We start from the raw sequence: 22,682 nt of genomic DNA on the forward strand, positions 1-22,682 counted from the left end.
TTGGCTGCCGGGAAAGCAGCCTCCCTCCGAATATAGAACACGTTCCAATTGGTGGGGTAGAACTGAACGGATCAAACTCAGCCGATCAGTCCCATCCGCTGCGACAGCCACTCCAATTCCTGCTTCATGGCGGCCGACCACACGACAAAACTGTGGCCTCCGGGCAGTTCCAGATACTTGACGTTCATTCCCGCTGCCTTGGCTGCGTCGTAGATCTTCTGCTGCCCGGACTTGAAGTCGTTGTCGTCGGTTCCGACCACAACGATCCCGGCAGAATCGGGGAACTTCCGGTTCGCCATGATGTCCATCGGATTGACCTTCTCGAACGCGGCCTCGTCGCCGCCGAAAATCTGATCGACCGTCCGTTGCCGATCACCGAGCGATGGCTCGACCTGCCCGGAGAAGTCCAGGAACGTCGGGTAGATTTCCGGGAAATTGGTCGCCATCTGGAGCGAGCATGTCCCGCCGTACGAAAGTCCGCCGATGGCCCACGCCTGGGGATTGGTATCGACCTGGAATGCCGAGGTGACTGCGGCCGGCAGATCCTTGGCGAGATACGTCGCCACATTTCCTGCCGGCGAATCGGTGCACAACGGGTTGGCGAACTGTGTGCCGGTGGCGTCGGCCATCACGACGATCGGCGACAGACCGGCATGCTCGCGGGCAAAGGAATCCATTGTGGCGGTGATCTTCCCGCCTTGCAGCCAGTCCTGCGGGCTCCCGGGTTGCCCCGCCATCAGGACCAGAACCGGAAGCAGCGGACGAGGATTCGTGAAGTACGACGGCGGCAGATACACCTCGGCGTCGCGCGCAGTGAATCCCGAAATCGTACCGGGAACAGGCAGAGTCGTCACCCGGCCACGATTCGGCATGTCTTCCGGAGCTTTCCAGACCGAATCCGTGGGATCACCGGTGACAACGGGATCGGTCGGACCGGGTACGTCCGCGAGCGCGATCCGGTCGAAATCGTCGTGGCCCAACACAATTCCCACCGTCGGATACGAGGAGAATTCGAGGTTGATCTGTACCGCGGCCGCAAGCACCATCATCAGCGCCGCCACCACGGACAGCGCTGCGCTAGCGATACTGCCCCCGGCTTTGATGCGCGGGCCGAGAAGCAACAGCCCGTACACGGCACAACCGATCCACACGTAGATCGACATCGCAATCGGATCGGGGAAAGGCACGATAACCTTCTCCACCAGAATCCACGCTGCCACCATGATCACCAGCGCGGCAACACCGCACACCGGGATCGCGTAGCGGTAGAACCACCGAGGCTTCCCGCTGAGCAACCACACTCCACCGAGTACACCCAGAATCGTCAGGACCACAGGCACAGGCCCGGAGATCACACTCGTCCGGTAGAGCCAGTCCACGTGTCGCCTCTCTTCATGCCTCTGCCTGTCCGTCGAAAGCTATCTCCGTCGAAAGCTATGCCCGTCGAAAGCGTAGAGCCGTAATCGAGGGTTCGCCACGGTCGAGGGGCTCTCGGGCATGGCTAGTACCCTGAAGCAGGTGACTTTCATCAAGATCTGTGGCCTCCGCGACGCCGATACCGTCGACCTCGCCGTCCGGCTCGGCGTCGACGCCATTGGTTTTGTGTTTGCCGAGAGCGTCCGCAAAGTCGACACCGAGCTTGCCACCGACCTCATTGCCCGAGTCCCCGACAACATCAGAGCTGTCGGCGTGTTTCTCGGAAACCCGATCGACCAGATCCTCGAGATCGCCGAGTCCACGGGGCTGACGTATGTCCAGGTCCATGATCTCGAGTCACCTGAGCAGGTCAAGCAACTACACGACGCGGGGCTCACCGTGATTCGTGCCGTCGTCTCCGGCCGGGTGCGCGACGGCTACAGCCTCGATCTGGGCGAGGACGAACTCCTCATCGACGGAGCCGACGCCGGTTCCGGAATCGCCTGGGATTGGGCGCAGCAGCAGTCCAGGCCCGCGGGCCAGTGGATTCTGGCCGGCGGTCTCGGCCCCGACAACGTCCGCGCTGCACTGGACGCCACCGGAGCCTGGGGCGTCGACGTGTCCAGTGGCGTCGAATCCTCGCGCGGGGTCAAGGACCACGCGTTGATCGAAAGATTCGTAGCAGCCGCGCGAGCCTAGATCAGAGCTGTCGATCTGTCGGCCGCAGCCCACGCACCGAGCACGGTCCGCACTCCGGTAACCAACTGCAGTGGCTGATCGATCATCACATGGTGTCCGGCCTCGGGAATCTCCGCGACGATGGATTCCGGCCCCAACAGGATTCGGATGTCCGCCATCAGTTCCTCGGAGACGATTCCGTTCTCCGCTCGGAAATATGCTGTGCGGCAACGTGGACGGTGATCGGTGACATTTCCCGTACCCTCGCGCACAAATACTCTCGGATCGAACTTCCACGACCAACCACCGTCGACGGCTTCCATCGAGGTCTCGGCAACGTGGTCACGGATGCACGGCAATCCGGTGTCCTGCGCCGGAACAAAGCGGAAGCGCGCCATCGCGTCCTCACGCGTCCGGTAGAGCTTCTTCGGACCGAAGGCGTTTTCCTTTCGGCTGGCTTCTTCTTCCGGGGTCAATGCCCGCACCGGCGAATCGATGATGACAACACCACCCAGTTCGTCGCCGTGGAGATCCGCAGCCACGAACGAGATGATCCCGCCCATGCTGTGCCCCACCAGGATCGGCTTTCCCTCGATCCCGCCGGCTCGCGCGGCCTCGACAATCTCACGCGCCCACATCGCCAGCCCGTAACTCTCGCGGGTGCCACTGTCTCCGTGCCCGGTCAGGTCGAGCGCGACAACTCGGCGATCAGCGGCCAGCTGCGGGCCGATGTGATCCCACCACCGACTGTGGGCGGCACCGCCGTGAACCAGCACGATTCCCGGTCCGACGGGTCCCCAGGCGCGGAATCGTACGGTTGCACCCTCGACATCCACCGAACCTGTCTCGGCGGGCGTAGACAACGCCTTCGTGAACCACTCCGGCGCGCGCTGCGCCTCTTCGACGCTCGTGTTGCTCATTTCCTGAACATAACCCACCCGTCTCGATCCCTTCGGAGCCCTTCCCCTGTAACCACACCATCGCCTATATTGAATCCGGTCTCAAGTTCAATTGTTCTACCGAGAGGGACACATGCCGAACCGCCAAGTACGCCTCGCCGCCCGCCCGACGGGACTCCCTGACGCTTCCACCTGGGAATACGTCGACTCCGACATTCCCGAAGCCGGGCCGGGCGAGTTTGTCGTCAAGGTCGAATATCTCTCGCTCGACCCCGCGATGCGCGGTTGGCTCAACGACGTCAAGTCGTATGTTCCGCCGGTGAAACTCGGTTCCGTCATGCGCGCTCACGGCGTCGGTCACATCACGCAGTCGCAACATCCCGACTTCAAGGTCGGAGATGTTGTCGCCGGAGCTTTCGGCGCAGCCGAGTACGGACTCTCCGACGGTACCGATGTCACGCGCGTCGACGAATCGATCGCACCCATGCCCACCTGGCTCGGCGCACTCGGATTCCCGGGTGTGACAGCGTATTTCGGCCTCCTCGAGGTCGGAAAGCTGAAAGACGGCGACACCGTGGTCGTTTCCGGCGCCGCTGGTGCCGTTGGCAGTCTCGTCGGCCAGATAGCAAAGATCCACGGCTGCAAGGTGATCGGCATCGCCGGCGGTCCGGACAAATGCGCCTGGCTCACCGACGAACTCGGGTTCGACGTCTCGATCGACTACAAGAACGAATCCGTCTACAAGGCCCTGCGCGCTGCGGCACCCGACGGAATCGACGTGTACTTCGACAATGTCGGTGGTGAAATCCTCGACGCCGCACTGTCCCGCCTGCGCCTGGGCGCTCGCGTTGTCATCTGCGGCGCTATTGCCGGCTACAACGCCACCGAGCCGCAGCCGGGCCCGTCGCACTATCTGTCGCTCCTCGTGAACCGGGCAACCATGGCCGGCTTTGTGGTTTTCGATTATCTCGATCGGTACTCCGAAGCGCAGGAACAGATCGGGAAGTGGATCAAGAGCGGTCAGTTGACTGCCCGCGAACACATCGTCGACGGCGGCATCGATGCCTTTGGTGACAGCCTCAATCTCCTCTTCGCAGGGGCTAACACGGGAAAGCTGGTTCTGCGGGTGTAGTCGATTCGGGTATTTCCGAACCGGGTACAGCCGAATCCTCCCCCAGCCGAGGCGGCGCGGTCCGGTAGGTGGCCGGAGTGGCGCTGAGCCGAATCGGGTTGGCCACCTGCCGGATCGGTGCCGCGCGGCGCGGATCATCGATGGTGGCAATCGGATCGAGGTTCAAGCGTTCGGCAAGCGCCATCGCGTCGGCAATATCGTTGAGCGGACCGCACGGAACACCGCGCGCCGTCAAGTTCTCGAACCAGAAGTCGGCGGTGTGAGACGCCAACGCGAGTGTCACTGCGTCGCAAAGTTCCTCGCGATGCGCAACCCGATCACGGTTGGTTGCAAAACGTACGTCGGTCGACAGTGAAGAAATTCCCAGAACGTCTACCAGAGAAGCGAATTGCCGATCGTTTCCCACCGCCAAGACAAGCTGCCGATCAGCCGTGTCGAACAGTTGGTACGGAGCGATACTGGGGTGCCGGTTACCCATCGCTTGCGGAACCACCCCGGCGGCAACGTAGCCGGACGACTGATTGACCAGCGCCGAGAGCAATGAGGACAACAGATTGACCTCGACGTGTTGACCTTCACCAGTCCGGTCCCGATGACGCAGCGCGGCAAGGATTCCGACACTCGCATGCAGTCCGGTGATGACGTCCACCACCGCTACCCCGACCTTGGTGGGCGAGCGCGGGTCCGGCCCGGTGATGCTCATCAACCCGCCGACGGCCTGAATCAACAAGTCGTATCCCGGCAGTGAGTTGTTTCCACCGAATCCGCTGATCGAGCAGTACACGATCGACGGATTCATCGCCCGCGCAGCGTCGTAACCCAATCCGAGCCGGTCCATGGTCCCGGGAAGGAAGTTCTGCACCACAACATCGGCCGTGCGCACCAGGTCCTGTGCAACCTCCAGGTCCTGAGCGTCGCGCAAGTCCAATGTGACCGACTTCTTGTTGCGGTTCACGGAGAGAAAGTAACTCGACTCCTCACCGACCCACGGCGGACCCCAACTGCGGGTGTCGTCGCCAACACCGGGACGCTCGATCTTGATCACCTCGGCACCAAGATCCGCCAGGATCATCGTGGCGTACGGTCCGGCGAGTACCCGGCCGAAGTCGGCGATCACCAGCCCGTCCAGCGCGCCAGGCGTTGTCACCGGAATGCTTCCTCACCCGTCAGTGCCCGGCCGATCACCAACTGGTGAACCTCGGAGGTGCCTTCGTACGTGAGCACCGATTCGAGATTGTTGGCGTGACGGATCACCGGATACTCCAACGTGATGCCGTTGGCGCCCAGGATCGTTCGGCACTGCCGAGCAATCTTGATGGCTTCACGCACGTTGTTCAGCTTGCCGGTGCTGACCTGCTCGGGACGTACTGTCCCGGCGTCCTTGAGGCGTCCGAGATGAATCGCGAGCAACTGCCCCTTGCCCAATTCGACTGCCATGTCGGCGATCTTGGCCTGCGTGAGCTGGTACGCAGCCAGCGACTTGTCGAAAACCTGTCGATCGCGGGCGTAGGCGATTGCGGTCTCGAGGCAGTCGCGGGCAGCGCCCATCGAGCCGAAGATGATGCCGAACCTGGCCTCGTTGAGGCAACCGAGCGGACCGGACAGTCCGCGGGCCTTGGGCAGCATCGCCGACGCAGGCAGTCGTACATCCTCGAGCACGAGCTCGGAGGTAACGGACGCACGCAGCGACATCTTGTTCTTGATTTCGGGAGCTGAGAACCCGGGAGCGATAGTCGGAACGACAAATCCGCGCACACCGTCCTCGGTTCGCGCCCAGACCACGGCGACGTCTGCGACGGATCCGTTGGTGATCCACATCTTGGTGCCGTTCAGAATCCAGTCGTCACCGTCACGCTTCGCGTTGGTGCGCATACCGCCGGGATTGGAACCGAAGTCGGGTTCCGTGAGACCGAAGCAGCCGAGGGCCGTACCCGCCGCCATGCGCGGAAGCCACTCTTCCTTCTGCTCCTCGCTGCCATTGTGGTGAATCGCGAACATCGCCAGCGAACCCTGCACCGAGACGAGACTGCGAATACCCGAATCGACGGCTTCGAGTTCCTGGCAGGCCAGACCGTAGGCGGTGGCACTCGTCCCGGCGCAGCCATACCCCTCGAGGTGCATTCCCAGCACACCCAACGATCCGAGCTCCTGCGCCAACTCGCGCACCGGCAGTGCCGCGTCCTCGAACCACTGGCCGATGTTCGGACGGATACGGCTGTCGACCATCGCGCGCACCGTGTCGCGGATCGCGATTTCCTCGGCGTCGAGCAGCGTGTCGATGGAAAACAGTTCGGATAGGGACTGCGGCGTGCTCACGTTGCCTCCAAGGATGTACGTACGGGGTTTCATCGGGTATGCGAGAACGATTGTGCAATCGTTTGCATCACCTAGAGTAAGGACCGACCTAGCATTACGTCAATCCCCGAAATGAATCTCAGGAGCCCCGAGTTGATGTCGCCGAACCCGTCGACCCGCAGCAGCGGACGCCCACCGACGCTGCGTGAGATCGCAGACAAGGCTGGCGTTCACATCTCGACGGCATCGCGCGTCCTGCGCCAGCCCGAACCCGTCGACGGCTGGTCGGACTCGGCTCAGCGTGTGCGCCAGGTCGCCGAAGAACTCGGCTACCAGCCAAATCTGTGGGCAGCAAGTCTGCGAACACGCAAAACGACAACGATCGGTGTGGTCATGCCGAGACTCACCGACGGCGTCGTCGCCACCATGTTCGGCGGCATCGAGGAGGCCGCGACGGCAGCCGGCTATTCGGTTCTGCTGTCCAGCCCGCCCGACGATCTTGATGCCCAGCGCAAAGCCGTCGAATTCCTGATCAGCCGTCAGGTCGACGGTCTCATGCTCAGCAGCATCCACCTGCCCGGCACCGATTTTGTCAGTTCACTCCCCATCCGCTCGCTCCCGGTTCTGCTCCTCAACCGCCACATCGACGTGGGGCTCCCCTATGTCAGCGGCGACGACCGCCGCGGCGGATACCTCGCAGGCAGACACCTGCTGGACTGCGGCTACCGCGCCCTCGGAGTGATCGCGGGGCCGGATCACGCCAGCACTTCACGCGAACGCGTCGCCGGATTCCGCGACGCACTCGCCGAAGCAGGCTTGGAACTACCGCCGCACCGGATCGTGGCCTCCGATTTCGAGGTGGAGGGCGGCGTTCGAGCAGCAACCCAACTGCTGAGCACACCGACGCGCCCCGACGCGATCTTCACGGTCAGCGACACCATTGCCATCGGCGTTCTCGGCGTTGCCCGCGATCTGGGTCTGAGCATTCCGGACGACCTTGCGCTGGTGGGCTACAACGATATTCCCGTGGTCTCACAACTTCCGGTTCCGCTGACTACGGTGCGATCACCCGCCCGCAAGATCGGAGCAACCGGAGTGCAGAATCTGCTTTCCCTGATGGCAGGACGGAGTGTCGAATCGGTGAAACTTCCGGTTGAACTGATGGTGCGGGCATCAACGCGCTACCAAACTTCGGATTCCTCGATCCCCAGCTGACGGGCGTAGCGCGAGTTGAGATCGTCCCACCCGTACTCGCGTGCCTTTTCTCCCACGATCGGGCCGAACGGCGAACCGGCAAGCAGCCCGTCGAGAACGTCGAAACACAGGTGCCACCCCGCAGCCAACGCGGAAGCCATTCCCTCGGCGCGCGAACGCTGCGTCAAAACCACCCTGGTTCCGCCGTCGACCGGAGTGAGCTCCCAGATCAATTCGTCCGGGCCCCATTCGTGTTCGAGCCGACGAGCTTCGTCGACCACGCGGACGGACGCCGGAAACGACATCTCCGGATCGCCGTCCTCCGACAGCATGGCGATCACCACGTCGCCGACGCTGCCCAAGTTGCGGTCAGCCGTGTACGGAGTCCACTGGGCCAACATTTCCGGATCGGTCACCGCAGACCACACCTGATCCACGGGATAAGGCAACGTTCTCGGGAAGGTGACAATCGTGTCGTCGCCGTCGACGGTGACCGTCACTTCGGACAGGGCACTGGGCTGATATTGCTGGGCACTCATAGTTCGATCTCACCAGGTGCCATCGACAGGAGCAACCGGCGTCAGTGTGGCCTGATTCCGAAGAGTCCGAATGCCGCCGCGACAGTCTGTTCGACCACGGGAAACTTGGTAACCCCGAGGTCGTGTTTGGCGCCGTCGAACTCCACCAACGTCGTTGCTGCGGGGATCAAGTCAAGTGCCGACTGCATCTCGTCCGTCGTCGCGAATTCGTCCTTCGAACCGTGGACTACCACCGTGGGGGTGGTCAATGCAGGAAGGTGCTCGGTGCGCAGTTTCTCCGGCTTCTTCGGCGGATGCAAAGGGTAGGACAGCAGAATCAACCCATCCACCACATCCGGGTGCTCGGCCGCCAACATCGAGGACTGGCGACCACCGTACGAGTGCCCACCGAGAAGTAAAGGTCCATCGCTCGGGTAGTCCTTGCGCAGTGTCGCAACAACATCGGCGATTCCCGATCGGTCCTCGGCGGCACGGGACGGGTGCGGTGGCCCCTTCGGGCGGCGCACCCGGTAGGCAAGATCGAATCGTAGAACCTGCACTCCGGCTTCGGCAAAACCCTCGGCGACAGCGCGAAGGAGCACCGTGTCGCAGTTGCTTCCGGCACCGTGGGTGAGAGCCAAGGCCGCGATCGGGTCGGCATCCGGCCGGTGCAGGAATCCTTGCAGCTCACCGCGGTCGACGGTATCAAGAGTGGTCATGGTCGCATCCTCGTCCGGCCCGCCCGGGCCTGCTCGACCGCCGCCGTCATCGTGCCCTCGTACGCCGGTCCGTGCCCGGGGAAGATGACGCCGGCCGGGGTTGCCGCAATGGCGTCCAACGCCTCGTCCGTTGCCGCCCGGTGGTGATTGAACGGGCACACCAGGAACTGCGGACCTGTCTGGCTCGACGTCGCATGCCCCGTCACCAGAGCGTCACCCGAAGCTATGACGCCGGCGCCGGGAATCAGATAGGCGCTGTGCCCGTCGGTATGCCCGTGCGTGGGAACCGGCACAATACGGCCGGGAACATCCAGGGCGCCACCCTCCGCAAAAGCCTGTGACTGAGGCAGTTTCGCGCCCTTCAGCGCACCGGCGCCGATCACGTCGAACAGCCACTTCGGCGCGCCCCGGCGCCACAGCAGTAACGGAACCTTGACCGGCCCCAGTTGTTGCAGGTATTCACGTCGCGCATGAGGGACTTCCAACGGGTCCATCAACACCGGAATGTCATGGCGGGTCAGTATGTCCGCGATCCCGCCGATGTGATCGATATGGGCGTGAGTGACAAGCACGGCGCGCACGTCACCGATGCTGTGACCGATCTGCTCGATGGACCGTTCCACATCACTGCCGTTGGCCGGGTACCCACCGTCGATAAGCGTGAGATCGGAGCCCTCCTCGACGAGAACCCAATTAGCGTGCCCACATCGAACCAGGTGCGTGTTGTCGATCCGCGTGATCGACAGTTCCTTAGTACTCATGATTGGTAGTGTGCGCCACGTGTCGGAATCCCGGAACAGCGCCAGTGATCGAACCGTGCGGGGCCTCGCCGAAGCAGGCCTGGTCGCAGCAGCATTCGCGCTGCCTGCAGCAGTGAAACGTCGCATTACCGGCCCACCGGTGATCAGGGACGGACACACTCTCGACGCCGACGCCCATATGCTGTTGACTCTCGCCAAGGCCCGTCCCCGGCCCGCGCTGTCGTCGGAACCGCAGGTACTGGCCGCAGCCCGCGCCGAATTGACTCGGACGGCGATGTTGATGGCCGGTCGACCGGCGTCGGCGCGCACGGAAGGCATCTCTGTACAGGGCGCAGACGGCCCACTTCGTGCTCGCCTCTACGTGCCCATCCACGAGTCCGGGGCGCTGCTGGTGTTCTTCCATGGCGGCGGCTGGGTTCAGGGTGATCTCGAGTCACATGACGCTCCGTGCCGGCTGTTAGCCGAAACGTCGGGGGCCAGGGTCATCTCCGTCGAGTACAGACTTGCACCCGAGTTCCCTTTCCCCACACCAGTGCACGACGCCTATGCGTCGTATCTCGACATTGTTTCGCGGGCAGCCGAGTTCGCCGTCGACCCCGCTCGCATCGCTGTCGGCGGCGACAGCGCGGGTGGGCACCTGTCGGCAGTTGTTGCGCTCCGGGCCCGCGATGACGGGTATCCGTCTCCGGCAGCACAGTTGTTGATTTATCCGGCCACCGATTTTCACGAGAGAAGGCCGTCCCGAACGACATTCGGCGAGGGATTCTTCCTCACCGAAGCAAACATGAACTTCTACGAGCGCAGTTTCCTCGGCGAGAACTCGGATCGCCTGGACCCGTGGGTATCTCCGTTGCGCGCACAAAGCCACAACGATCTGCCACCGGCAATTGTGGTGACAGCTGGATTCGATCCACTGCGCGACGAAGGCGAGTTGTACGCACATCTACTGCGTGACAACGGAGTTCGCGTTGTCACGCGGCGCTATCCCGGATTCATCCACGGATTCGTGAACGTTCTCGGTCCCAGCCCGCGATCACGTGCAGCGGTTGTCGAAATAGGCGGAATGCTCCGAGTACTGTTGAGCTAGAGCCTATGCCGTATTGAGTGCAATCGCGGCATGAATGAGGGCAGTGAAGGCCTCCTCGTCGATGGTGTCGCCCTCGTTGAAGTCGATAGCGCGCCTGGTGTTGCCTTCGAGGCTGGAGTTGAACATTCCCGTCGGGTCATCCAATGCCGCCCCCTTGAAGAATGTCACCTTCACAGCTTTCTTGTATGTCTCACCGGTGCAGAGAATGCCGTCGTGTTCCCACACCGGAACCCCGCGCCACTTCCACTCCTCGACCACATCGGGGTCTGCTGCCTTGACCAGGGCCCGGATCCGAGCGAGCATCTCCCCTCGCCAGTCACCGAGTTCCTCGATCCTCGCGTCGATCAATTCCGAGGGCGAACCCCCTGCTGCGTCCTTTGTCATGGTCGGTCACCCTCTCCACGATCGACTCGCTCCCAGTCACTCGAGTATGCCCGATCATCTTTGCGGCGGGCGGCAAATATGTTGTGTGTGCTCGCGCCCAGAACTTCGTGATGAATAATGCAGCGATGCCATCACTCGGAATGCGAGTAGCAACAACCCTGTCAGCGAAGACGCGAAGCGGGTTGTTGGTTCGGTCTGTACTCGCGGGGGTCGTCACCATCGGCATAGTCGTCTCCGCGGTCCTCTCACTCGGCGGTGACAACCGTGAAATCGACAATGCATCGGGATCACCCACCGCTACGAATGGTGGAACCCACAACAGTGCCGAAGCCATTATCGGTACGTTCCCTCCGGCGCTGGCGGAGGAGGTTATCTGCTCGCCGGGCTCACTCAACTCGACCGGCGACTTGTACCTGCTCTGCACGGTCGGCTCCGGATCAGCTCTCGCTCAGAGCATCTCAAACGACTACAACATCGTCTTCATCACCTGGGTGAACCAGACCGAAGCTGGTAAGACGCTCATCGACTGGCGCGAAAACGAGCGGCCCGAACTCATCACCGAGAACGGTTCGCGTACTGCCGCCGCACGCATCGAGTATCGAGATGCCGTCAGCACCACGGACTATGCCAACTCCGACAGCGGGCTCCACATCACCGCGAGCGCCGTTTTTCCGAATGCCGTAACCGCCAAGGCATTCCTCGAACGCGCCGGTCTGGTCTGAGAATGCGCAAATTCCTGGCTGTCACGTTCATCGTCGCGGTGAGCGCGTTCGCAGTGGTATCGATGTACTTTTCCGTGCGCAGCGACAAAGTCTCGTTCACTCCTGCGGTGGCGTCGGTAGTCGACCAGGCGGAATGCACTACGCCCGATATCTCCACGCCACTCAGCGGGCTCGCTGAGGTGGATTCACAGATCCCGCGCACCACCGAACCCGGCTATCCACCATCGGATTTCGAGCCCATCGCGCTCATCCGGTGCGAACGCGGGGAAAACTCCGCCGGTGGGTTGACCATCGACTCGGTTCGCCTCGAAGGCGACGTTTCCGCGGCAGTCGAAGCATTCCGAACCGACTCCCACCGGTTCCGCGACAACATCTCTGCAGACTGCGCGATACGGGAAATCGCTCCAGTCGGCCTGTGGTTCGTCGACGCTTCGGGTAACGCATTTCGTCCCGCTTGGCCGTCGTCACCGTGCGGATTCCACGACGCACCCCTCGAAACGCTGGATGCCTTGCACGAGGTCAGCCGTCAGCAGCACCCGATCGACGCCGTTTCCGCGGACGATCCGGGAATCTGCACAGACTCGATCGGATCGCTGTTCGACCTCACCACCCACGACGACGTCGAGCGATCAGTGCGTTCCGAGAACACCGGATACTCACCTCTCGACAGCCCGCTGGCCACACCCGTCGACGACGTCGACCGACTGCAGGTATGCCGATACAACCTGGGCCAGGAATCCCCGCATATCCGCCTGACCGCGACAGACAGTGTCGAGCTGATGCTCGCCGCGGCCGCAGCACCCATCGCCCCACCGTGCGATCTGATCGCGCAGCAAGTTGCGTCGATCGATCTCCGTCGAGCAGACGGATCCGGTGGAACCCAAGTTCTTGCCGAACTCGACGGTTGCCAACGCATCAGGTTCGGCGGCTACCGTCAGATACCCACGTCGATTACCGAACTGCTGTCGCGATGACTCCTTGAAGAAAGCCATTGGCTTACAGAGCATTTCGAAAGATCGCCGAAAGAGTCGATGAACTCCGAAATAATGAGACACACGACGGCAGCCACCTCGGGTAATTTCGTACCTCATGTACATCCGCCGCGAATACCCGTCCGACCGTGACGCCGTCTACTCACTTCTCGACGCGGCATTTGCGGATCAGGCACCGCCGGGCGAAACGCCGTACGAGATCGAACTGACGCGCCAACTCTTTGCCTCCGACGAGTACCTGCCGAAGTTATCGCTGGTGGCCGAGGCAAACGGCGAGATCCTCGGCTTCGTGATCGGAACCCGGGGATGGGTCGGCAAGGTGGAGGCTGTGGGCTTGGGCCCGCTGGCAGTGGCACCGGGAAACCAACGGTCCGGCGTCGGCTCTGCATTGATGCACGCGGTCATCGGCGCAGCGGACGCTCTGGACGTGCCACTGCTCGCACTACTCGGCAGCACCGAGTACTACCCACGGTTCGGGTTTGTGACCAGTACAAAGGTGGGCGTCGAATCGCCGGAAGTCGAGTGGGGTGCCCATTTCCAGATTCGCCCCCTGTCTGCACACACTCCGGATCAGGTCGGCACCTTCAAATACGCGGCACCGTTCGACGCAGCGTGATGTCAGTCGAACAGAGTCGGCGACACACCCTCGTCTGAAGTACCTTCGGTTGGGGCGATTTTCTTGCCGCCACCCTTACGCACGACAGTCAGACTGGTCGTCCGTAGTGACAGCCTGTGCCCGTCACCGTGTTCGAGCAACGCCATACCCTGCCGGACTTCGACTACCGTCCACGGACCCGCATGGTCGGCTGCCTGTACGAGGTCACCGGACTCCACCTCAGTTGCCATGACCACTCCTTAGTTCCTCGTGTCCTGCACGTTCTCCTCTCATTATCGACGCGACCACGTAGCCACCGACGAGCAGGGTAGGGCCGAACCCCAAAACCACCCCGAGCAGACCTGCAACAAGTTACAGTTTTTCCCACGGACCACCGAAGGAGAAGCCTGTGCGCTACGGAGTCAGCTTGTTCACCAGCGACCGCGGCATTCGCCCCGCTGATGCGGCCGTTGCCGCCGAAGCTGCCGGGTTCGACGCATTCTACGTTCCCGAGCACACGCACATCCCGGCATCGCGGGCGTCGGATCATCCGGGGACCAAATCAGCGGAGCTTCCGGACGACCGCTATATGCGAACCCTCGACCCCTGGGTTGCTCTCGGCACTGCAGCATCGGTCACCAGCACCATTCGCCTGGGCACGTCGGTGGCACTCCCCCTCGAGCACGATCCGATCACACTGGCAAAAACCATCGCGTCTCTCGATCACCTGTCAGATGGACGCGTTGTCTTCGGTGTCGGATTCGGCTGGAATGCAGAGGAACTCGCCGATCACGGGGTACCCCCGAACAAGCGTCGCACGGCTCTGCGCGAATACCTCGAAGCGATGGGTGAACTCTGGTCGAAGGACGAGGCGTCGTACGAGGGTCAGTTCGTGAAGTACGGAGCCAGTTGGGCATGGCCCAAGCCCGTGCAGAAACCGCGTCCACCCATCCTCCTCGGCGCCGGCGCCAGCGAAAAGACCTTCAAGTGGATCGCACAGTCCGCCGACGGCTGGATCACGACGCCGATCCAGCAGGAAATCGAGGAAAACGTAGAGCTGTTTCGCAAGATCTGGTCCGAAGCCGGTCGGGTCGGCGAACCTGAAATCACCGTCCTCGCCGGAAAACCGGAGGCGGACAAGCTCGCTCACTGGGAGAGCATCGGAGTCACCGAAGCAATGTTCGGCACGCCGGACGCAGCTCCCACCGACGTTGTCGAATACATCAAGAGACTGGCCGCCAAGCTAGGACGGTGAACCCCGTCACATCACCTTGATCTCAAGCGCACTCGAGGTTTTACCGTCAATACAGCACAGGCCACGTGCATCGGCGGAATTACCCGAGTAGCGGAAGGTGAACTCTCACGTGACGACGGAACTGGTTGGATCGCAAACCGATTCGATATCGGAACCGTCGATCCGTGAATCGTTTGTCGATGCGTTCCGTCGGCATCCTGCGGGCGTCGCCATCATCACTGCCGCCGGCGCAGACGGCCCGGTCGGGATAACGTCGTCGTCGGTGACGTCGATCAGTGCCGACCCGGCTGTACTCGCATTCTCACTGCAGTCCCTGCGTGGATCTGCTGCAGCGATCGCGGCCGCGTCCAGTTTCCTTGTTCACCTTGCGCATTCCGAGAATGTAGAGCTGGCCGAGACATTTGCCACGCGTGGCTCCGTCCGATTCGGCGCGGACATGGACTGGGCGTTCCTGTCGACCGGTGAACCGTTCCTCCGCGGAACGGCGCATGCTCTCCGCGCGGTTCCACTCGGCGCCACCGCTTGTGGTTCGGCGCTCATTGTCACGGCGGAAGTTGTCGAGGTCATCGCGCCGACGCGTGTTCTCTCCCCACTCGTCTACCACGACCGGGCGTACCACCATCTCACTCCAGTGACTCGTCACCAATCGAAAGGCACAACACAATGACCGAATACGTCTTGCCCCAGCTCGATTACGATTACGCAGCCCTCGAGCCTCACATCTCAGGCGAGATCATGGAGCTGCACCACAGCAAGCACCACGCGACCTACGTCGCGGGCGCAAACAGTGCAATCGAGCAGTTGGCCGCGGCGCGAGAAGACGGCACGATCACAGCCAAGGCTCCGCAACTCAGCAAGAACCTCGCCTTCCACCTCGGCGGCCACACCAATCACTCGATCTTCTGGAAGAACCTCTCCCCCAACGGTGGTGAGCGACCTGAAGGAGAACTGGCTGCTGCCATCGACGAACATTTCGGCTCGTTCGATGCGTTTGTCACTCACTTCTCCGCTGTCGCAACCACCTTGCAGGGCTCCGGCTGGGCCGTGCTCGCGTACGACACGATCGGTCAGCGCCTGATCATTGAGCAGCTCACCGATCAGCAGGGAAACATCAGCATCGGCATTGTTCCGCTCCTGATGCTCGACATGTGGGAGCACGCCTTCTACCTGCAGTACAAGAACGTCAAGGCCGACTACGTCAAGGCGTACTGGAACGTCATCAACTGGGAAGACGTAGCGCAGCGCTACGCCGACGCCACGTCGGTCCTCGGTGCCGGAAAGTAATTGCGCTCAGCGGCGTGCAGTGATCTTGATGCGAGGGCGGCCGGCAGCTTTACCGGCCGCCTTCTCTTCTGCGTCCCGGGCCGCCCACCCTGCCTTGTCGATCATGTCCGGCTGTCGATCCCTCACCAGTTTCACCAAGGACGACCGGTCCAGTTCAGGCGCGTTCAGCCGTCCGGCGTCGAAGTCTGCCAACAGCTGCGCGACAGTTTCCTTCGCGTCGACGCGATTGGTCCCGATCACTCCCCGCGGACCCCGCTTGATCCAGCCGCTGGTGTAGACGCCGACCACGCCGTCCACCCGGCCCTGATGATTAGGGATGACGCCGCGCACTTCGTCGAACGGCACGTCGGCAACAGGTTCGCCGCGATATCCAACCGACCGCAGAACGAGCGACGCTTCCAGTCTTTCGACCTTCTCGGTCGCGGACGCCGCAAGATCGTCGTCAAGTGTGTTGTGCACCAACGTCACCGATTCGACGCGATCGGTTCCCTGCAGTTCGGTGGGCGCAACGAGGTATCGGAATACGATTCGCTTGTTGCCGCCGCCCGCCGGCTTCTGTGCGTACTCGCGTGCAAGGTCAACCTTGAGTTTGTCGGACAGCAGCGAGTCGGGATCGTCCAGTGCTGCCGCGCTTGCCGCGTCCAATACGATTTCCTGCTCGTCGATCACGACGTCGACACCGTTGAGATGACCGAGCGCGAGAAATTCCGGGGCGGAGTATGCGGCCTGGAGCGGGCCCCGTCGTCCGAGGACGACGACCTCACGAATATTGCTGTTGCGCAGGGCATCCAGCGTGTGGTCGGCAATGTCGGTTCTTGCGAGTTCGTCGACATCACACGTGAGAACTCGCGCGACATCGAGTGCCACGTTACCGTTTCCGACGATAACCGCGCGCTCTCCCGACAGGTCGAATTCGCGATCCGAAAAGTCCGGGTGCCCGTTGTACCAGGACACGAACTCCGTCGCGGAATGACTGCCGGGCAATGATTCTCCGGGGATGCCCAGCTTGCGATCGGTTGCGGCGCCCACCGCATAGATCACGGCGTCATGGTGTCGCAGCAACTCGTCGTGCGAAATGTGCTTTCCCACTTCGACGTCGAGGTAGAACTGAAAAGACTCCGATTTGAGCGAAGGTCCGAAAACACTGACGACGCCCTTGGTTTCCTGATGATCGGGCGCAACTCCACTGCGCACCAACCCCCAGGGCGAGGGCAATCGGTCGAACATCTCGACCTCCACTGATCCCCGCGCCAGCAGTTCAGCGGCGCAGTAGCACGCTGCGGGACCGGATCCGACTATCGCGACGCGTATTCGAGGCAGATCCGCTGACGGACGTTTCGGCGGACTTGGGAAGGCAACGTCATCGGTGTCCAGCGGATTCTTCTCGAAGTACGCCGCATTGATCTCCGTGTACCGACTCATCGACTCATCGAGATCGTATTCGGAGTAGATCGCATCCACCGGACACGCGTCGACACAGGCCCCGCAATCGATGCACGTGTCGGGATCGATGTAGAGCATCTCAGCCGTGGTGTATCCGGGATCTCCGGGCCGCGGCCGGATGCAGTCGACCGGGCACACCGCTACGCAACTGGTGTCGTTGCAGCATCGTTGAGTGATCACAAAAGTCATGTGGAGTCCGTAAGTGGTCGGAAAGTGCGGCACCGATTCGCACGCACTCGTAGGATTTCAGTTCACTTGTTGCGGTTCATAACCCGGTCTGCCGCGGCCCAATGCTCGTCCGTGATCCACAAGCGTGCAAACGCGTCGATGGCCTCGGGAGGAGCAACCCCGGACATCACCCGTTTGATGCTCTCGGCCGGAGCGTTGGCAAGAGACTTCGCCAGTGAGCGCCAGCCCTCGTCGAAGGATTCCCGGGACAGAACGCGATCGACGAGCCCGAGTGATTCCGCGTCGGCCGCGCCCATGATAGTTCCGGAACCGGCCAGCATCAACGCTCTACCACGCCCGACAAGTTCGGCAAGTCGCTCGGCTCCGCCCCACGCCGGCATGATTCCGAGGCTTACCTGGTTGAAGCCGATCTTGATGTCGTGCGCGGCAATTCGAATATCTGCTGCCACTGCAACTTCAGCGCCGCCGCCGAGCGCATGCCCGTTCAATGCCGCGATGACGGGTCCGGGGAATTGTGCGATGCGGTCGCAGATCGACCGCATCCGCCGAGCCATGTCCGCCGCCTGTTCCAGCGTCCGGAGTTTGGCCAGTTCCTTGAGATCGCCACCGGAGACGAACGCGCGATCACCGGTGCCGGTGATCACCAGGGCGCGGGCTCCGCGAACCGAGTCGAGCGCCTCGTCCAACTGGTCCATCGTTTGCGGCGCGATGGCATTGCGTGCTTGTGGACGGTCGATGGTGATGATCGCCAACTCGCCGTCCATTTCAACGATAACCAAGATGTTCTCCGTTACGATATTGGCATTCTTGTTTTGTGAGAATAACATATTCACGACTGGCAGAAGCCAGTTCGACCGCTCCCGTCTCGTGCCGCAGTTCGGCCTAGGAGCGGCCCGGTTACCTGCATTGGAGCTCATATGCGGCACATTCCCCCCACGCTCGCCTCCCGGTACCTCGAGGAGGGCTGGTGGACCCAGGACACGATCGGCACGATGCTCACCCGAGGTCTCACTGCCGCCCCCGATACCGAATTCCGCATCCACTCGAAGGTCCGTCCGTGGTCCGGAACTTTTGCCGACGTAGATCTGGTTGCGCGTAGGTTGGCGGGCGGCCTGCGAGAGCGCGGTGTCGGCGCGGGTGATGTTGTTGCCTTTCAGCTTCCCAACTGGATGGAAGCAGCAGCGGTCTTCTGGGCGTCGACGTTCCTCGGTGCGACGGTTGTTCCCATCGTTCACTTCTACGGCCGCAAGGAAGTTGCCTACATACTCGACGAGACCAAGCCGAAGGTCTTCATCACCGCCGAGAAGTTCGGACGCACCGAGTACCAGCCCGATCTGTGCACGAACATCCCCATCGTCGGCGTTGTCGGACGCGACTTCGACGAGTTGCTCAGCGACGTACCACTGGCCGAGAACATCGACACCGACCCATCGTCCGCGGTTCTCATCGCTTTCACCTCCGGCACGACACGCGCCCCCAAGGGTGTCATCCACAGCCATCAAACACTCGGGCACGAAACCCGCCAACTCTTGGGCTTGTATCCGAAAGACCGTGGCAAGCAACTCACGTCGGCACCGGTCGGCCACTTCATCGGCATGGTCAACGCCTTTCTCATTCCGGTCGTCGACGGCTCCTCGATCAACCTCACCGACGCGTGGGATCCGGAACAGGCGCTGGAGTTGATGACCAGCGATCAACTCACCGTCGGCGGCGGAGCAACGTACTTCCTCACCAGCCTGCTCGATCACCCGAAGTTCACGCCGGAACACCTCACCTGCATGAAATATGCCGGACTGGGCGGCTCGTCCGTGCCTGCAGCGGTCACGAGAAGACTGGCCGACTTCGGCATCATCGTCTTCCGCTCGTACGGGAGCACCGAACATCCGTCGATCACGGGATCGAGCCACCTGGCCCCCGAGGACAAGCGGTTGTTCACCGACGGAAATGTCATGGAGGGCGCGGAGATCCGGCTTGCCGAGGATGGAGAAATCCTCAGCCGCGGCCCCGATCTCTGCATCGGGTACACCGACCAGGGCCTCACCGACGCGACATTCGACGCCGAGGGTTGGTACCACACCGGGGACATCGGCGAAATCGACGAGGACGGTTATCTCACGATCACGGACCGCAAGTCCGACATCATCATTCGCGGGGGCGAGAACGTGAGCGCCCTCGAGGTCGAGGAAATCCTTCTCTCGATGCCGGGAGTCGCCGAAGCCGCAGCGGTTTCCGCCCCGGACGAGCGCCTCGGCGAACACGTTGCCGCAGTGCTGCGGCTGCTGCCCGGCCACAGCTTGCCGACGATGGACGAACTCCGTGCCCATTTCGACCGGGCCGGCGTCGCAAAACAGAAGTGGCCGGAGGAATTGCACCAGGTCGATGACTTCCACCGGACGGCCAGCGGCAAGATTCAGAAGTTTTTGGTCCGTCAGGATATTGCGACCGTTCAAAAAAGAGAATAGTGTTCTCATCAAACGCAAAGGAGAATCTCATGCCCCCGAAGGACCTGCCTTACCCGCTGTTCGACGCAGACAACCATCTGTACGAGACTGCCGAGGCTCTCACCAAGTACCTCCCGGCGAAGTACAAGGACGCCATCAAGTACGTCGAGGTCGACGGACGCACCAAGATCGCCATTCGCGGACAGATCAGCGAGTACATCCCCAACCCCACGTTCAGCGTCGTTGCACGCCCGGGTTCCATGGAGGAGTACTTCAAGAACGGAAACCCCGAAGGCAAGAGCCGTCGCGAGATCTTCGGTAAGTCCATGAAGGCAATCCCCGCCTTCAGCGAGCCCGGCCCGCGCCTGGAACTGATGGACGAGTTGGGCGTCGACCGCACCCTGATGTTCCCGACCCTCGCCAGCCTGGTCGAAGAGCGGATGCGTGACGATCCGGACCTGATTCACGCTGTAGTCCACGCACTCAACGAGTGGCTTTACGAGACATGGCAGTTCAACTACAAGGACCGCATCTTCACCACGCCGGTGATCAGCCTTCCGATCCTCGACAAGGCACTCGAGGAACTCGAGTGGGTTGCCGAGCGCGGCGCAAAGGCTATTCTCGTGCGGCCCGCACCCGTCCCCGGATTCAAGGGCCCGCGCTCGTTTGCGATGCCTGAATTCGACCCCTTCTGGAAGCGCGTTGTCGAGCTCGATCTCCTCGTCGCCATGCACTCGTCGGACAGCGGATACGCCCGCTTCGACGCCGAATGGGAAGGCACGGACGGCGAGATGCTGCCGTTCCAGACCAACACCTTCCGCATGGTCAACGAGTGGCGTCCCGTGCAGGACACCGTCGCTTCGTGGGTGTGCCACGGCGCACTGTTCCGCTTCCCCGACCTCAAGCTTGCGGTCATCGAGAGTGGATCTGCTTGGCTCCGACCACTTCTGGACAGCCTCGCCGATACATACAAGAAGGCACCTGAGGGCTTCGGTATGCAGGATCCCGTCGCTGCGATCAAGCGCCAGGTCCACGTCAGCCCGTTCTACGAGGAGGGCGTGACCGATCTGATCGATCTCGTCGGAGTCGACCGAGTGCTCTTCGGCTCGGACTACCCGCATCCGGAGGGCTTGGCAGAGCCGCGGCACTTCGCGGACATGCTCGGGCACCTGGATGAGAAGGATCAGGCAAAGATCATGGGCGGCAACCTTGCAGGGCTCCTTTCGCTGTGAAGTGGCAGACCATCCCTGAGATGGTCCTGAGTGCGGCCGACCGCTTCGGCACTGCCGAAGCGGTCGTCGACGGGCCCGTCCGGATCACCTTCGTCGAACTCGCTGATCGGGTCCGCCGGGCCGCGGGCGCTCTGGCCTCGATCGGCGTCGACAAGGGCGATCGAGTGGCGATCTGGGCGCCCAACTCCGCCGAATGGATCATCGCCGCATTCGGCACTTTGACCGCCGGCGGAGTGCTCGTTCCCGTCAACACGCGGTACAAGGCCGACGAGGCCGCCGACATCATCCGACGGAGCGGAGCCAAAGCCGTACTCGTCCAGAAGGGATTCCTGGGCCTCGAGTACAGTGCACCCGATGACATCCCGGTCATCGACTTGAAGTCGGATTTCCTCTCCAGCGGTGCACCTTTCGAGTGCGAGATCAGCGGCGACGACATCGCCGACATCATGTACACGTCGGGGACGACCGGTCGCCCCAAGGGCGTCATGATGAACCATCACCAGACACTGCGGATGTTCTCCGAATGGTGCGATCTCGCAGACCTGAGGGAAGGCGATCGCTACCTGGTCGTCAACCCGTTCTTCCACATGTTCGGATACAAAGCGGGTGTAGTCGCGTCGTTGATTCGCGGCGCCACCATCCTGCCCGTAGCCGTTCTCGACGTGGATCAGGTGCTGGAACTGGTGGAGACCGAGAAGATCACCATGCTCCCGGGACCGCCGACGCTCTACCAGTCTCTGCTGTCCGCTCCCAACACCCGAGATCTGTCGTCACTCCGTGCCGCGGTCACCGGATCGGCGGACATTCCGGTAGAACTCATCCGCCGGGTCGCAAAGGAACTTCCGTTCCAGACCATCATGACGGGTTACGGCTTGAGCGAAGGGGGAACGGCAACCGCGTCGCGCCCCGGCGACTCGTTCGAGCAGATAGCAACTACCGTCGGTACGCCATGCGACGGAATCGAATTGCGAATCGCAGATGATTCCGAGGTACTGATTCGCGGATACAACGTCATGCAGGGATACCTTGACGATCCGCAGGCAACCGCCGAAGCGATCGACACGGACGGTTGGCTGCACACCGGCGATCTCGGAACGCTCGACGACGAGGGACGGCTCAGTATCGTCGGCCGCAAGAAGGACATGTTCATCGTCGGCGGGTTCAACGCCTATCCAGCCGAGATCGAAGGTTTCCTCCTCGAACACCCGGCAGTCGATCAGGTTGCCGTGATCGGCGTTCCCGACGAACGAATGGGGCAGGTCGGCAAAGCGTTTGTGGTCACCAAACATACAGTGACAGAACAAGACCTACTCTCCTGGAGCCGCGAGCGGATGGCCGGGTTCAAAGCTCCTCGCACTGTCGAGTTCCTCGACGCACTGCCACTCAATGCGACTGGCAAAGTCATGAAAGACCAATTGAGATAACCGAACTCACGAAAGTATTGAG

General features: G+C 62.0%; 24 protein-coding genes. 13 read left to right on the forward strand and 11 right to left on the reverse strand.

From position 1 onward, the window contains the following. Positions 1-77: 77 nt before the first annotated feature. The gene (locus tag V2B23_RS17380) at positions 78-1,379 is read right to left on the reverse strand and encodes an alpha/beta hydrolase (RefSeq protein WP_430951492.1); all 1,302 of its coding nucleotides are present in this window, start codon (positions 1,377-1,379) and stop codon (positions 78-80) included. A gap of 139 nt (positions 1,380-1,518) precedes the next feature. On the opposite strand from V2B23_RS17380, the gene V2B23_RS17385 reads away from it, so the two are divergent. After that, the gene (locus V2B23_RS17385; RefSeq protein WP_430951569.1) at positions 1,519-2,115 is read left to right on the forward strand and encodes a phosphoribosylanthranilate isomerase; all 597 of its coding nucleotides are present in this window, start codon (positions 1,519-1,521) and stop codon (positions 2,113-2,115) included. Here the strand turns inward: V2B23_RS17385 and V2B23_RS17390 are convergent. Continuing rightward, on the reverse strand, positions 2,112-3,014 hold the full coding sequence (locus V2B23_RS17390; protein ID WP_430951493.1) for an alpha/beta fold hydrolase: 903 nt from the start codon (positions 3,012-3,014) through the stop codon (positions 2,112-2,114). The genes V2B23_RS17385 and V2B23_RS17390 overlap by 4 nt on opposite strands. 112 nt (positions 3,015-3,126) lie before the next feature. Between V2B23_RS17390 and V2B23_RS17395 the strand changes: the two genes are divergently transcribed. Beyond that, complete coding sequence (locus V2B23_RS17395) at positions 3,127-4,125, forward strand: NADP-dependent oxidoreductase (protein WP_430951494.1); 999 nt, start codon at positions 3,127-3,129, stop codon at positions 4,123-4,125. Here the strand turns inward: V2B23_RS17395 and V2B23_RS17400 are convergent. After that, positions 4,094-5,272, reverse strand: coding sequence for a CaiB/BaiF CoA transferase family protein (locus tag V2B23_RS17400; protein WP_430951495.1), 1,179 nt, complete (start codon positions 5,270-5,272; stop codon positions 4,094-4,096). The genes V2B23_RS17395 and V2B23_RS17400 overlap by 32 nt on opposite strands. Next, a complete protein-coding gene (locus tag V2B23_RS17405) occupies positions 5,269-6,441 on the reverse strand; it encodes an acyl-CoA dehydrogenase family protein (protein WP_430951496.1) in 1,173 nt (390 codons plus the stop codon). Before V2B23_RS17405 ends, V2B23_RS17400 begins: the two co-directional genes overlap by 4 nt. Positions 6,442-6,576: 135 nt before the next feature. Here V2B23_RS17405 and V2B23_RS17410 point away from each other — a divergent pair, with 135 nt between their 5' ends. Continuing rightward, complete coding sequence (locus tag V2B23_RS17410) at positions 6,577-7,635, forward strand: LacI family DNA-binding transcriptional regulator (protein ID WP_430951570.1); 1,059 nt, start codon at positions 6,577-6,579, stop codon at positions 7,633-7,635. Here the strand turns inward: V2B23_RS17410 and V2B23_RS17415 are convergent. The 3 genes from V2B23_RS17415 to V2B23_RS17425 are packed head-to-tail and all read right to left on the reverse strand — an operon-like array spanning position 7,602 to position 9,612. After that, entirely contained in the window at positions 7,602-8,153 is a 552-nt protein-coding gene (locus V2B23_RS17415) for an SRPBCC family protein (RefSeq protein ID WP_430951497.1), read from the reverse strand. The genes V2B23_RS17410 and V2B23_RS17415 overlap by 34 nt on opposite strands. Before the next feature lie 41 nt (positions 8,154-8,194). After that, positions 8,195-8,851 carry an alpha/beta hydrolase family protein gene (locus tag V2B23_RS17420; RefSeq protein WP_430951498.1) on the reverse strand — a complete coding sequence of 219 codons (657 nt, stop codon included), beginning with the start codon at positions 8,849-8,851 and terminating at the stop codon, positions 8,195-8,197. Beyond that, positions 8,848-9,612 carry an MBL fold metallo-hydrolase gene (locus V2B23_RS17425; protein ID WP_430951499.1) on the reverse strand — a complete coding sequence of 255 codons (765 nt, stop codon included), beginning with the start codon at positions 9,610-9,612 and terminating at the stop codon, positions 8,848-8,850. The genes V2B23_RS17420 and V2B23_RS17425 overlap by 4 nt, the downstream gene beginning before the upstream one ends. Before the next feature lie 19 nt (positions 9,613-9,631). Between V2B23_RS17425 and V2B23_RS17430 the strand changes: the two genes are divergently transcribed. Beyond that, positions 9,632-10,699: an alpha/beta hydrolase gene (locus tag V2B23_RS17430; RefSeq protein WP_430951500.1), complete on the forward strand. Its 1,068-nt coding sequence runs from the start codon at positions 9,632-9,634 to the stop codon at positions 10,697-10,699. Positions 10,700-10,702: 3 nt separating this feature from the next. Here V2B23_RS17430 and V2B23_RS17435 read toward each other — a convergent pair whose 3' ends face one another. Beyond that, positions 10,703-11,083, reverse strand: coding sequence for a DUF1801 domain-containing protein (locus tag V2B23_RS17435; protein ID WP_430951501.1), 381 nt, complete (start codon positions 11,081-11,083; stop codon positions 10,703-10,705). A gap of 125 nt (positions 11,084-11,208) precedes the next feature. On the opposite strand from V2B23_RS17435, the gene V2B23_RS17440 reads away from it, so the two are divergent. The 3 genes from V2B23_RS17440 (at position 11,209) to V2B23_RS17450 (ending at position 13,413) form a co-directional block, all read left to right on the forward strand. After that, positions 11,209-11,805, forward strand: coding sequence for a hypothetical protein (locus V2B23_RS17440; RefSeq protein ID WP_430951502.1), 597 nt, complete (start codon positions 11,209-11,211; stop codon positions 11,803-11,805). A 2-nt stretch (positions 11,806-11,807) separates the two neighbouring features. Then, entirely contained in the window at positions 11,808-12,779 is a 972-nt protein-coding gene (locus V2B23_RS17445) for a hypothetical protein (RefSeq protein WP_430951503.1), read from the forward strand. Positions 12,780-12,894: 115 nt separating this feature from the next. Continuing rightward, entirely contained in the window at positions 12,895-13,413 is a 519-nt protein-coding gene (locus V2B23_RS17450; RefSeq protein ID WP_430951504.1) for a GNAT family N-acetyltransferase, read from the forward strand. 2 nt (positions 13,414-13,415) lie between these two features. Here V2B23_RS17450 and V2B23_RS17455 read toward each other — a convergent pair whose 3' ends face one another. After that, positions 13,416-13,643, reverse strand: a complete 228-nt coding sequence (locus V2B23_RS17455) for a hypothetical protein (protein WP_430951505.1) — start codon at positions 13,641-13,643, stop codon at positions 13,416-13,418. Positions 13,644-13,801: 158 nt separating this feature from the next. Here V2B23_RS17455 and V2B23_RS17460 point away from each other — a divergent pair, with 158 nt between their 5' ends. From V2B23_RS17460 to V2B23_RS17470, 3 genes are all read left to right on the forward strand, one after another. Further along, on the forward strand, positions 13,802-14,647 hold the full coding sequence (locus V2B23_RS17460) for an LLM class F420-dependent oxidoreductase (RefSeq protein WP_033231753.1): 846 nt from the start codon (positions 13,802-13,804) through the stop codon (positions 14,645-14,647). A gap of 109 nt (positions 14,648-14,756) precedes the next feature. Further along, entirely contained in the window at positions 14,757-15,314 is a 558-nt protein-coding gene (locus V2B23_RS17465; RefSeq protein ID WP_430951506.1) for a flavin reductase, read from the forward strand. Further along, entirely contained in the window at positions 15,311-15,931 is a 621-nt protein-coding gene (locus V2B23_RS17470) for a superoxide dismutase (protein WP_430951507.1), read from the forward strand. The genes V2B23_RS17465 and V2B23_RS17470 overlap by 4 nt, the downstream gene beginning before the upstream one ends. 6 nt (positions 15,932-15,937) lie before the next feature. On the opposite strand, the gene V2B23_RS17475 is transcribed toward V2B23_RS17470, so the two are convergent. Then, positions 15,938-17,563, reverse strand: coding sequence for an FAD-dependent oxidoreductase (locus V2B23_RS17475; protein ID WP_430951508.1), 1,626 nt, complete (start codon positions 17,561-17,563; stop codon positions 15,938-15,940). A gap of 62 nt (positions 17,564-17,625) precedes the next feature. Further along, the gene (locus tag V2B23_RS17480; protein WP_430951509.1) at positions 17,626-18,390 is read right to left on the reverse strand and encodes an enoyl-CoA hydratase/isomerase family protein; all 765 of its coding nucleotides are present in this window, start codon (positions 18,388-18,390) and stop codon (positions 17,626-17,628) included. A 90-nt stretch (positions 18,391-18,480) separates the two neighbouring features. Here V2B23_RS17480 and V2B23_RS17485 point away from each other — a divergent pair, with 90 nt between their 5' ends. The 3 genes from V2B23_RS17485 to V2B23_RS17495 are packed head-to-tail and all read left to right on the forward strand — an operon-like array spanning position 18,481 to position 22,660. Then, positions 18,481-20,025 carry an AMP-binding protein gene (locus V2B23_RS17485; RefSeq protein WP_430951510.1) on the forward strand — a complete coding sequence of 515 codons (1,545 nt, stop codon included), beginning with the start codon at positions 18,481-18,483 and terminating at the stop codon, positions 20,023-20,025. Between the two features lie 29 nt (positions 20,026-20,054). Further along, positions 20,055-21,236, forward strand: coding sequence for an amidohydrolase family protein (locus V2B23_RS17490; RefSeq protein ID WP_430951511.1), 1,182 nt, complete (start codon positions 20,055-20,057; stop codon positions 21,234-21,236). Further along, complete coding sequence (locus V2B23_RS17495) at positions 21,233-22,660, forward strand: FadD3 family acyl-CoA ligase (RefSeq protein WP_430951512.1); 1,428 nt, start codon at positions 21,233-21,235, stop codon at positions 22,658-22,660. Before V2B23_RS17490 ends, V2B23_RS17495 begins: the two co-directional genes overlap by 4 nt. Positions 22,661-22,682 lie beyond the last annotated feature (22 nt).

Origin of the sequence: Rhodococcus sp. 24CO (assembly GCF_050586165.1) — a bacterium.
GTDB lineage: Bacteria > Actinomycetota > Actinomycetes > Mycobacteriales > Mycobacteriaceae > Rhodococcus_F.